We start from the raw sequence: 11292 nt of genomic DNA, 5'->3' as shown, positions 1-11292 counted from the left end.
GCAAATTAACCAAACCAATTATTGCATCTATTGCCCGAAGGCAATATATTTTAGAGGCACTATCTGTAGCCAGCTTTTAGAGAATTGGTATAAGACTTGGGTTCGAGACCACTACGCTGCGTTTGTCAAAGATCGTCAGGGTGAATATCGAAAAGAGATTATTTTCTCTGCCTACCCACCGCAACCAGTACCTATTGGTAAGCTTCAAGGAATCCGCTATGGGTTCGTCGGACTTAAGCAACAAGGTGGCGTACAAGAGCAACATATCGGTCATGTTGCCTTTGATGGCACTAAACTTTACGTAATTACCACTGCATTTGACACAGGTACGCAAACAGGTAAGTTTGAGCAACTAGAAAACTTGGCTATTTTTCAACCTTACTTGTATGCGATCGCAGCAGATTTGCATTTACCCCAATAAGGATTGGAGATTGGGAAATCTTCCCAGTCCCCACTTACCATTAACCTAAATCTCAGCCACCGCTCGTTCAATCAAGCGATGTGCTAAAGTTTGTGTGCCAGTGTGCTCATAATAATTTGTTGCTACATCCAGGAATGCTGCGAGGTAGTCCAACTTGTCATCAGCAATATCAGTAAAACTTTGCAAGTTGTGGACAACCTTTTGGGGCGTTAAATTATTGGTGCTAACTAACCCACTCATCCAACTTTTAACTGAGTCAAAGCTTTCGCCGATAAAGTTGAGTTTTCCAGCAGAATTGTTACCTGGAATCACATCTTTAATATTTTGGAAAGTTGAGTTTTGTTCTAACTCCTGTGGATTTGTTTGATTCAGCCCAGATATCACTTTGCTGATAAAATCTGGCCCCAAAGGTATCAAACCATCAACGCAAACTAACGCCACCATGCGGATCAGTGACTCACCACTATACTCACCTAAAGAAGCGACAAAATCCCCAATACTGTCTCCCGGAATGCCATTAATTTGACAGAAGGCTACCAACTCAGCCACTAATTTTAATGTCAAATCAATGGTTTGGGCTTTATCTGGTTTGGGAGTGACAGAGTTTAAAAAACCCAACAAAGGAATTTTTTCGCCGACTTTGTTAGCTAAAGCTGCTGCACCAAGCGCTCTATCTGTACCATCAACAGTTTGATATAACCACAAAGCTGTTTGATATCCTTGGGATTTATCATTGAATAGATAAATCGCTCTTTCGCCAATTTGCTGAATTAAATCTTCGTCGTCTTCGCTAGTGACAGTCTTAATAGTGTTGACAAAGCCGACGGTATTTTGCCACTCTCCAGGAGCAACAAAATCGAGTGACTTCAACATAGAAACAGTCAAGCCGCCAGTTGGCAATTGATCAACCAACTCAACAATCGATTTGCTCACAAAAATCTCCTTATTTAGGTTTTATGATCTGAATGTTAGTAGTGCAAATCATTTCAGTTTAGCCAGACCATTAAGATTAAACTTCTCTAGCCAATCTTCGCGATCGCTAGCTGTAAATGATGAATCACGAGAAAGTGCTTTTACTTGGTACTTACCTACCAAAATTGCAGTTTGCGTTTTACCAAATTCTATTGCAGGATAACCGCCAATTTTTTTAGTGCTTTTCGAGAACTTTGCTGCTGCATTGGGTGTGCTAGTGGTATCAGAAATAGACAGCACCGCTATATCTTTACCGCCTTTTTTCAACTTCGCTTCCGCAAAGCCTTTTTTCTCTTGGGTATAGACGCGTTGGTAGCCATCACTAGCTTTTGGGAAAAGTTTATTAAATTCGCTACCTTGAGTTGCGGTTTTAGCTACCGATTGACCACTTTTTTGTTGAGTGCTTTCTTTTTGTGCCTGGTCAAAACGTCCAGGTGTTTTCGGACTACAGGCAGTCGTCAGTAGTACCACTGACAGCAACAAAGCAGCTACTACCCTACGCCCACGGTGTAAAATCATTCTTGGCTCCTCCTTAAACTTGAGCTTTGAGGCAATTATCTGCGCTGCTAGCAATTATTACCCGTAAAATTTACTTTTTGATAATTATTTCCTAAGTTCTCAACTATAACGATCATTTTTGCACTTGAAAAAAGTGTCCAGTGCCATGCTTAACGTAGCAATTAACCCAATGCAAAAACGCTCCCCCTTCTAGGAGAGCGTCTTTTGTTTATAGAAAAGCGTGAGGAGCGTATCTCAGATTATGATTAACCGTTGATAGCAGGAGCGGCTAGAGCTACAGGAGCAACATCACCAGCAGCCAAATCTAGAGGGAAGTTGTGAGCGTTACGCTCGTGCATTACTTCCATACCCAGGTTAGCGCGGTTGATTACATCTGCCCAGGTGCTGATGACGCGACCTTCAGAATCAATGATTGATTGGTTAAAGTTGAAACCGTTCAAGTTGAATGCCATTGTGCTTACACCCAAGGCGGTGAACCAGATACCGACTACAGGCCATGCTGCTAACAAGAAGTGCAAGGAGCGGCTGTTGTTGAAAGAAGCGTATTGGAAGATCAGACGACCGAAGTAGCCGTGGGCTGCAACGATGTTGTAAGTTTCTTCTTCTTGACCGAATTTGTAACCGTAGTTAAGGGACTCAGTTTCGGTGGTTTCACGAACCAAGGAAGAAGTTACCAGAGAACCGTGCATTGCACTGAACAAGCTGCCGCCGAATACACCTGCTACACCTAATTGGTGGAAGGGGTGCATCAAGATGTTGTGTTCTGCTTGAAACACGATCATGAAGTTAAATGTTCCGCTTATTCCTAAGGGCATACCATCAGAGAATGAACCTTGTCCGATGGGATATACCAAGAATACTGCACTTGCTGCTGCAACGGGAGCAGAGTATGCGATTGCAATCCAAGGACGCATTCCTAAGCGGTAGGATAGTTCCCATTCACGACCCATGTAGCAGAATACGCCAATCAAAAAGTGGAAGATTACCAACTGGTAAGGACCGCCGTTGTACAACCACTCATCTAGAGATGCTGCTTCCCAAATTGGGTAGAAGTGCAAACCGATGGCGTTGGAGGAAGGTACTACTGCACCTGAGATGATGTTGTTTCCGTAAATCAACGAACCTGCTACTGGTTCGCGGATACCATCGATGTCTACTGGAGGTGCAGCGATGAAGGCGATTACGAAGCAAGCGGTAGCTGCTAGCAGGGTGGGGATCATTACTACACCGAACCAACCGATATATATGCGGTTATTGGTGCTGGTGATCCATTCGCAGAATCGATCCCATACGTTGGCGCTTGAGCGCTGTTGTAAGGTTACTGTCATGGTTTTATGATTGCAGTTACTTATGAATCAGGCGGTTTTGTTTTCGCCTGTGAAATTACTTTACACTGCTTTACAATTTTTAATCAAGTTTTATTACTTCAGTAAACCTGATACAAGTTATCAGGTTTGCTTATTGAAGCGTTGTATCTTAGTGTTTGCCGGTGTTCCAAATACAGTGAACACAGTAGCGACCCCATGCATCGGAATAAAGGACAAATTAACCACTGGAATGAAGGTGGTGGCTTCTATTTTTATGACTTGGATGACCACAACTTAGAATTGTTAACCCGTGCATAGATATTTGACATCAGGTCAATGCATTACTTCTTGACTAAAAAATATGCTGTAGCATAGTCTGGTAATTGGCTGATATTCTGCCCAAATTCTTTTTTATTCTTAGAAATACCTGCCAAAAAATCGAGCTGATAAAGATTGGGTAAAAATGCTCCACCTGTATCGGCGATGACTCCCATTTGCAGATGTTTGCGCCCACCTTGAGTATGCTCAATTACAATCACTTTACCTAAACCGATATTCAAAACATCTCCAGCAAAAGTAACTCCAGGTTTGATAGAAATTTTTGCATCTATTTTGTATCCATAGCCTTTAATAGCATCAACTTCTCTAAAATACCAATAACGCTTTTGTGCTGTTGCCTTTAATCCACGGATATAAGCTATTCCATTGTTTCTATCTACATTAAAAAATGCCTTATAACCATCTGTAAAATTAATCAGGATTGTTCCTTCCATAATTGCTTCTTCTAAGCCATTTCTGGTTAGATAAGCAAGAGTTGTAACTTTTCCAAATTCTCGACCACCTGGTTCATAAATACCAGACAAAACATCTTGCTTTGTGTATCGAGTATAGAACTTATCATTATTATAGTTGTCTTTTAAGCTATAAATTGGTATATTAAAAGTAGAGGTTTTCTTGCGGGAACCAGGGTGAGTAAAAACAGCATATTTGGTAATTCGTAATTGTTTCTGTTGTTTACTTTTGGGGTTGTAGGCAGACCATTTAATGACTCGAAAATTGGTATTGATAAATTTAGAGTCTTGCAAACGAGTAGCCCGATTATGAGCAATATCCTCCTTCAGAACAGCAATCATGAAATCCAAAGTTTTGAGCACATCTGCTACAGTAACTCCTTGAGTAGCAAGCACTCCTGTACGCATAATATCTGGATCTTCTGAAGCATAATCTTGAAAATATTTTCTAGTATTAGCAAGAACGATTAATAAATCTCCTTGATTGAACTTAACCTTACTATTTGGTAGTTTTCCTGGAGTAGCAATCTGGTTGCCATTAATGTTAAATTTATATTTTTTGAACTCATCAACAACTGGATAGGGTGCAGATACTGCTAATAAATTCTGTCGAGATGTAAAAGCATTTTGAAACCTTGATCTAAATTGATCAGCAGCTTGATTTGAGGTCAGAGAAATATGTGATTGAAGTAGGGCAAAATTTTGTTGTTGAGTAAATGACTGATTTTGTTGAGCTAATTGTTTAGTTTTTGAGTGGGTATATAGATAACTACTTGCTAAACTGACAAGTAATAAGGTAGCACAACCTACTGTGAAGCGAATTTTTTTGCTAAATAACATAATCTCTAATGCTAAATAATTAACGTTATGTTTCTATCACCTCACGCACTAACTGCGCCAACTTTTCGGCACTATCAGGAACTGCGATCGCCTTTGCTTTTTCCCCCATTTTTGCTAACTCTTGCGGTGACTGCAATAAATTCAACACATTACTTTGCAATACTTCAGTCGTCAACTCAGATTGCTTCAACGTTAACGCTGCACCCGCTTTTGTAAATACGTCTGCATTGTAAGATTGATGGTCTTCTGCGGCAAAGGGGTAAGGAATCAAAATCGCTGGCGTTCCACACACTGCCAATTCTGTTAAGCTACCTGCGCCAGAACGACTAATAGCAAGAGTTGCTCGTTGCAACAATGCTGCCATATTGTTGTAAAAAGGTAAAGCTATGTACTGTGGATGTTTGAGACTATCTGCTTTTGGATCGCGATCGCCAGTTAAGTGTACTACATAAATACCAACATCAAACCAGGCTTTTGCAGATTCGCGCACTAACTCATTGATTGCAATTGCACCCTGGCTACCACCAAAAACAATAATTAAAGGTACACCATCAGGAATAGCTAAATCCAGTGGTGCATCAATTGCCCCATCAAGAAATTGCTCTCTTACGGGAGTACCAACATAAACATTTTTGGCACGCGGTAAATACTTAGCAGCGACTTCAAATCCCAAGGCTACCGCACTACACCAAGGGCCAAAAAAGTGAGTTACTTTACCTGGTAAGGCGTTAGATTCGTGGAAAACCACGGGTAAACCAAGGGAACGCGCCGCAATGACGGCTGGCCCGGCAATGTAACCTCCTGTGGTAAATACCCCTTGAAAATTTCCCTGTTTAAGAATTCCTCTGACTTCTAGAATTGAAAGGGCAAGTTTACCTAAAATGCGAATCGAGGAAAGTCCAAACCCTTGCTGAAACCCTTCAACTGCAATAGTATTCAAGGGATACTGTTTGGGGACAAGTTGAGTTTCTAGGCGATCAGGTACTCCCAGCCATTCTATTTGATAATCTGGAAGTTTTTCTGCCAATGCGATCGCTGGAAACAAATGTCCACCAGTCCCACTGGCAGCTATTAATAATCGTATCGGTGCGTTTGCCATCAAACCTCTACCGTTTAGCGTCTAGCTTAACTAAGATAAAACAATTTGCTTACTTTCTCTAATCAAATCAGTAAACTCTTACCAATGACTAACATTATTACCGCCTTAGTGAAACGCCAACTCGGATTTCCAGCAAATATCTGGCTAGTTTCGGTCTTACTGACCATTGGTTTAACAAGTGGTTGGCAACGTACTCAGGCGACGACACCACAGCAATTATCTCAAGCCACAACACCCCAAAATGCACCAGTCGCTCTGACAAACCTATTGACACAAGTTGATAGCGCTGCTAGCCGAGGTGATGTCAAAGGGGTGTTGCAATTTTACAGTCCCAATTTCACTCATGGCGATGGATTAAACCTCCAAACCCTAGAAAAGTCTTTGACTTCACTTTGGCAACGATATCCGAAATTGCAATACAGCACGAAACTGCTATCTTCAAAACCCGAAGCTAATGGAATTATTGCGGAAACAGAAACAAAGATAACTGGCTTACCCTCTGGTAATAGTAATAAGTTAGCTCTCAATGCCACGATTAAATCACGTCAGCGCATTCAAGGTGGAAAAATAGTCCGCCAAGATATTTTGTCAGAACGCACTCTACTTACTTCTGGTAGCAATCCGCCCCAAATTGATATTAAATTACCCCAGCAAGTGCAAGTCGGTCAGAAATATAGTTTTGATGCGATCGTTCAACAGCCACTTGGTGATGATTTTTTACTAGGAACGGCGTTAGAAGAATCTATCCAAGCAGATAAATTTCTTAACCCTACACCCGTCGATTTAGAATTACTAACATCTGGCGGACTGTTTAAAGTAGGACAAGCACCATCTACCCCAGGTAGCCAATGGGTTTCTGCTGTCATCTTACGAGGTAATGGGATGACGATGGTAACTCAGCGCCTACAAGTGGTGAAGAAATAGTTAGGAGTTAGGAGTTAGGAGTTATAGACCGACTGATGATAAATTATGAACGATGAAACTTGTGCTAATTCATAATTCATAACTGTTGACTCCTCACTCCTAACTATCCTAATGACTTCCCTACAAAATCAAATTATTTTGATCACTGGTGCAAGTAGCGGTATTGGTACTGCTTGTGCAAGAATCTTCGCTGGTGCGGGTGCAAAACTGATTTTAGCGGCACGACGCTTAGAACGTTTGCAGCAGCTAGCAGATACTCTAAGTAAAGACCTTAGTACTGAGATTTATTTATTACAATTAGATGTGCGCGATCGCAGTGCTGTTGAATCTGCTATTGCGACTCTGCCCTCTGCCTGGTCTGACATCGACATTCTCATTAATAATGCTGGTTTGAGTCGTGGTTTAGACAAGTTGCACGAAGCCAACTTTCAAGACTGGGAAGACATGATTGATACTAACGTTAAGGGTTTACTTTACGTCTCCCGCTATGTCGTTCCGGGAATGGTAAATCGCGATCGCGGTCATGTAGTAAATTTAGGTTCCATCGCCGGACATCAAACCTATCCTGGTGGCAATGTCTACTGTGCTACCAAAGCTGCTGTGAGAGCAATTTCTGAAGGTTTAAAACAAGACCTCTTGGGTACGCGAGTCCGTGTAACTTCTGTTGATCCTGGTATGGTAGAAACGGAATTTAGTGAGGTACGCTTTCATGGAAATACTGAACGCGCCAACAAAGTCTACCAGGGAGTTACACCTCTAACAGCAGATGATGTGGCTGATGTGATATTTTTCTGTGTGACGCGATCGCCCCATGTCAATATTAATGAAGTTGTGCTAATGCCTGTTGACCAAGCTAGCGCTACTTTAGTTAATCGACGAACATAAAAGTAACCCATCTGATTCTAAAAAAGCTTACCCCTTTGACTTACTCTACTCAAGAGACATTTGGTAGAAAAATGTAGAGATGTAGCAGTGCTACATCTCTACTAGGGTTCTGGATAAGGCATATCTAATTTCACCAGATATATAAAGTTTTACAGTTTATGTTTCAGTTTACGTCTAGAGAGTTTGTTAAGGCTTTACCTACTCAGTTACCCTGAAATTGATATATAAAAGAGCAATTTTCAAATGACCATTTACTTTTATAAGGTTTGGCAGCCTTATGGCTGTTTTTCTAACTTTTCTCTCCACGGAATCCACATCGAGGGTGCTTACTGGCCAACGGTTGAGCATTATTATCAAGCGCAAAAGTTTGTCGGCAGCACAGATGCGGCAATTATACCTCTCATCCATGCTGCCGCCACCCCAGAAGAAGCTGCCACTTTGGGAAGATGTAGCACTCGCCAACTCCGACGAGACTGGGATTTGGTCAAAACTCAAATTATGCGAGAAGCTGTACTCAAAAAGTTTCTCACTCATGCCGATATCAGAGAAGTTCTCCTGAAAACAGGTGATGAGATTTTGGTTGAAAACTCCCCAACCGATTCTTTTTGGGGCTGTGGTGCTAATAAAAGCGGTCAAAACCATCTTGGTAAAACTCTCATGAGTGTGCGTGAAGAAATTCGTAATTTACTATCTTTAACAGTAATTTATGAATAATTAAATCCAAATAGTTACATTCAACATAAAGTCAGCAATTAAACGGGGAATAGTAAAATTCCCCAGTCAAAAATATTTTCAAAAGTTATTAATAATTGAGTTATTGCTTTGAAAAAGTTTTAATTAATTGAGTTAATGGACAAAAATGTTAAAAAAATATTTTTAATTTCAAGAAATTCTTCCAGATCTAAATTAAGTAAAATTACTGAAATAGTTTAATGATTGAGAATATAAAATTAGTAAATGTCAATGATTAAAAATTTCTTAACTTTAGACTTGATATGAAATTTGATAAGTATTTATTGATACAGCTATTTTATATATCCCTAAATCCACTTCTATAAGGGCTACAGGGAACAAGCAAAAGATCTGTTACTTTTCAAACATCCTCGAATCCATTTCCAAGAATATTTGTAATACATGTATGCTTCTAGTGACACATTATCAGCAAGAATTTCTTGAAATGGGATGAAAATCAAAGCATTGTAAGTTGACAATTTTAACCAGTGACAATTATATAAAAAATTATACTTATGTAATGGTGTATATAAGCAATGATACATAGGCACAAACTAAACCAGTTGCAGCAAAACTTTGACCAAGAAAGTTTACTGCACCGGATGACAAAACAGATCAGGCGATCGCTCGACCTTCAAGAGATATTAACGACTACTGTTAGCGAAGTGGGTTTATTTTTGGGTGCAGATCGGGTGAAAGTGTATCGCTTTGATGCTGATGGTAGTGGTGAAGTCATTGCAGAATCTATTCATGAGCAACGTCTGCCATCCTTATTGGGTCAACGCTTCCCAGCTGATGATATTCCAGAAGCCGCCAGAGAGATGTTTTTGTTAGCCGGGCAACGTTCGATTGTCGATGTGGTAAATGAGAAGATCGGGCTATCGCCTCTACAGTCAAAAAAAACTGGCAAACGTCTAGAAACTAATATTTACTATCGCCAAGCAGACCAGTGCCATATTCAATACCTAAAAGCAATGGGTGTGCAGTCTTCGTTGGTAGTACCAATTTTAGATTGCGACCCACAAGAACAATCAGCAAAGCCTAAATTGTGGGGATTGTTGGTAGCTCACCACAGTGAACCGCAAAAGATTTTGAAGCGGGAACTAAAAGTATTGCAGCAAGTTGCTGACCAGGTAGCGATCGCGATCGCTCAAAGTAATCTACTAACTGAAGCCCAAGCCAAGCAAAAGCGAGAAGCCACAATTAATCGAGTCACCACACTATTGCATAAACTGCCGACAATCCAATTGCAAGGAGCACTAGAAGAAGTTATTACTGCCTTCAGTGGAGTCGGTGGCAGGCTTTACATTGCAGAGAGTCAAGAATTATACACCTGGGGCAACCAACCGACACTCTCCTACGAGTTAGATAACAGTATTATCGAACAGCATTCCATCTGGGAAAACTGGATAGCTGAGTTTCAACAAGGTAATATTTGGGCAACCACTGACCTCTATAAAGAACCACGTTTGCGAGTTTTGGCTTTAGCATTCCGTTCTACTCAAATTCGCGGACTCATGGTAATTCCCCTACATTCCCGCGAAAAACTTATCGGTGTATTAAGTATTTTCCGGTCTGAATTTGAAACGGAAATCTTGTGGGCGGGACGATGCGAACAAAATCGGCGACAACTATTACCCCAGCTTTCTTTTGAGGTTTGGCGAGAGCAGAAAAAAGGGCAAGCATCTGAGTGGAAGTTGGAAGACATCTTATTAGGGCAAGCTTTATACGATCATTTCTCAATGGCAATTCAGCAGCAGCAAATGTATAAACAGGTACAATCCCTGAATACCAACTTAGAACTGCGGGTGCAAGAGCAAACTGCTGAACTCGAAAAATCATTAATGTTTACCAAAGTAATCAAGCAAGTTACAGAGCATATTCGCCGCACTTTGGACTTGCAGGCAACCCTGCAATCCATCGTTCGCGAAGTCCGTCCCCTACTAAATTCAGACCGAGTGCTGATTTTCTACCTAAAGACTCAATCGGTGATTGTAGAAGAGATTAATGGCAATTGGCAGTCTGTTTTGGGAGTGAATGCACCACCAGAATGCTTTCCTGATGAATTTACCCGTCTATATTGTCAGGGTAGGGTACGGGCAATTAACAACCTTTCAACGGCTTCTTTAAGCGATTGTCATCGAGAGTTTTTGCAGAGTCTGCAAGTACAAGCAAACTTAATAGTTCCGATTAATATGGGTATGGAACTATGGGGCTTACTAATTGCCCATGAGTGTGAGGCTCCTAGAAATTGGCAGGATACAGAAATTGATTTATTGCAGCAGGTGGCAGATCAGGCTGCGATCGCTATTCAACAAGCACAACTCTACGAACAAACCTCTGAGGCCGAAACTGAAGCCAGAAATCAAGCTACTCAGTTAGAGCAGACCTTACATGAACTTCAAGAAACACAGACAAGATTGATTCAGACCGAAAAAATGTCCGGCTTAGGACAGTTGGTGGCGGGTGTCGCCCACGAAATCAACAACCCCGTTAACTTTATTTACGGTAATCTGTGCCACGCCAGTGACTACACTGAACAACTACTAGAAATTTTACGTCTCTACCAGCTACACTATCCCCAGCCCGATAGTGAAATTAAGGCCGCGATCGAAGCGATCGATTTTGAATTTTTGGTAGAAGACCTCCCAAAAATCATGACCTCAATGCAAGTAGGAACCGAGCGCATCCGCTCAATAGTACTATCATTAACCTGAGTTCGGGATAAGGAAAGGAGCAGGTAGTAAGCTGAAAATAGCGTTAAATCCAGCACCTGCCCTATGTTTAGTTTAGAAGCATTAT

At 41.1% G+C, this 11292-nt stretch carries 8 protein-coding genes and 3 pseudogenes; 6 read left to right on the top strand and 5 right to left on the bottom strand.

Annotated elements, in window-relative coordinates:
- A pseudogene (locus tag V7K89_RS29025) lies at positions 1 to 421 on the top strand (hypothetical protein); the annotation flags it as partial.
- Between the two features lie 45 nt (positions 422 to 466).
- On the opposite strand, the gene V7K89_RS29020 reads toward V7K89_RS29025, so the two are convergent.
- From V7K89_RS29020 to psbA, 3 genes are all read right to left on the bottom strand, one after another.
- Positions 467 to 1354: a hypothetical protein gene (locus V7K89_RS29020; RefSeq protein ID WP_335193458.1), complete on the bottom strand. Its 888-nt coding sequence runs from the start codon at positions 1352 to 1354 to the stop codon at positions 467 to 469.
- 48 nt (positions 1355 to 1402) lie between these two features.
- The gene (locus V7K89_RS29015; protein WP_335193455.1) at positions 1403 to 1912 is read right to left on the bottom strand and encodes a hypothetical protein; all 510 of its coding nucleotides are present in this window, start codon (positions 1910 to 1912) and stop codon (positions 1403 to 1405) included.
- A gap of 245 nt (positions 1913 to 2157) precedes the next feature.
- A complete protein-coding gene (gene psbA / locus V7K89_RS29010; protein ID WP_335193453.1) occupies positions 2158 to 3240 on the bottom strand; it encodes a photosystem II q(b) protein in 1083 nt (360 codons plus the stop codon).
- A gap of 177 nt (positions 3241 to 3417) precedes the next feature.
- On the opposite strand from psbA, the pseudogene V7K89_RS29005 reads away from it, so the two are divergent.
- Positions 3418 to 3537: pseudogene (locus tag V7K89_RS29005) on the top strand (VOC family protein); the annotation flags it as partial.
- A gap of 23 nt (positions 3538 to 3560) precedes the next feature.
- Here V7K89_RS29005 and V7K89_RS29000 read toward each other — a convergent pair.
- Together V7K89_RS29000 and murG are read right to left on the bottom strand one after the other, a co-directional pair.
- The gene (locus V7K89_RS29000) at positions 3561 to 4850 is read right to left on the bottom strand and encodes a hypothetical protein (protein WP_335193452.1); all 1290 of its coding nucleotides are present in this window, start codon (positions 4848 to 4850) and stop codon (positions 3561 to 3563) included.
- 25 nt (positions 4851 to 4875) lie between these two features.
- Positions 4876 to 5949: an undecaprenyldiphospho-muramoylpentapeptide beta-N-acetylglucosaminyltransferase gene (murG, locus tag V7K89_RS28995; protein WP_335193450.1), complete on the bottom strand. Its 1074-nt coding sequence runs from the start codon at positions 5947 to 5949 to the stop codon at positions 4876 to 4878.
- A gap of 84 nt (positions 5950 to 6033) precedes the next feature.
- Between murG and V7K89_RS28990 the strand changes: the two genes are divergently transcribed.
- The 4 genes and pseudogenes from V7K89_RS28990 to V7K89_RS28975 all read left to right on the top strand — a co-directional run.
- On the top strand, positions 6034 to 6873 hold the full coding sequence (locus V7K89_RS28990) for a nuclear transport factor 2 family protein (RefSeq protein WP_335193448.1): 840 nt from the start codon (positions 6034 to 6036) through the stop codon (positions 6871 to 6873).
- Positions 6874 to 6984: 111 nt separating this feature from the next.
- Positions 6985 to 7758: an SDR family oxidoreductase gene (locus V7K89_RS28985; RefSeq protein WP_335193446.1), complete on the top strand. Its 774-nt coding sequence runs from the start codon at positions 6985 to 6987 to the stop codon at positions 7756 to 7758.
- 243 nt (positions 7759 to 8001) lie between these two features.
- Positions 8002 to 8472: an N-glycosidase gene (locus V7K89_RS28980; protein WP_335193443.1), complete on the top strand. Its 471-nt coding sequence runs from the start codon at positions 8002 to 8004 to the stop codon at positions 8470 to 8472.
- A gap of 554 nt (positions 8473 to 9026) precedes the next feature.
- Positions 9027 to 11201: pseudogene (locus V7K89_RS28975) on the top strand (GAF domain-containing protein); the annotation flags it as partial.
- Between the last annotated feature and the right edge of the window lie 91 nt (positions 11202 to 11292).

Origin of the sequence: Nostoc sp. (genome assembly GCF_036917515.1) — a bacterium.
Lineage (GTDB): Bacteria > Cyanobacteriota > Cyanobacteriia > Cyanobacteriales > Nostocaceae > Nostoc.
The sequence above is the reverse complement of the archived record's forward strand: the minus strand, read 5'-3'. Positions and strand labels throughout refer to the sequence as shown.

Coding starts and splice junctions, on each gene's coding strand:
- V7K89_RS29000 (WP_335193452.1), bottom strand. CDS start 4,850: ATGTTATTTAGCAAAAAAATTCGCTTCACAGTAGGTTGTGCTACCTTA.
- V7K89_RS28985 (WP_335193446.1), top strand. CDS start 6,985: ATGACTTCCCTACAAAATCAAATTATTTTGATCACTGGTGCAAGTAGC.
- V7K89_RS28980 (WP_335193443.1), top strand. CDS start 8,002: ATGACCATTTACTTTTATAAGGTTTGGCAGCCTTATGGCTGTTTTTCT.
- murG (WP_335193450.1), bottom strand. CDS start 5,949: ATGGCAAACGCACCGATACGATTATTAATAGCTGCCAGTGGGACTGGT.
- psbA (WP_335193453.1), bottom strand. CDS start 3,240: ATGACAGTAACCTTACAACAGCGCTCAAGCGCCAACGTATGGGATCGA.
- V7K89_RS28990 (WP_335193448.1), top strand. CDS start 6,034: ATGACTAACATTATTACCGCCTTAGTGAAACGCCAACTCGGATTTCCA.
- V7K89_RS29015 (WP_335193455.1), bottom strand. CDS start 1,912: ATGATTTTACACCGTGGGCGTAGGGTAGTAGCTGCTTTGTTGCTGTCA.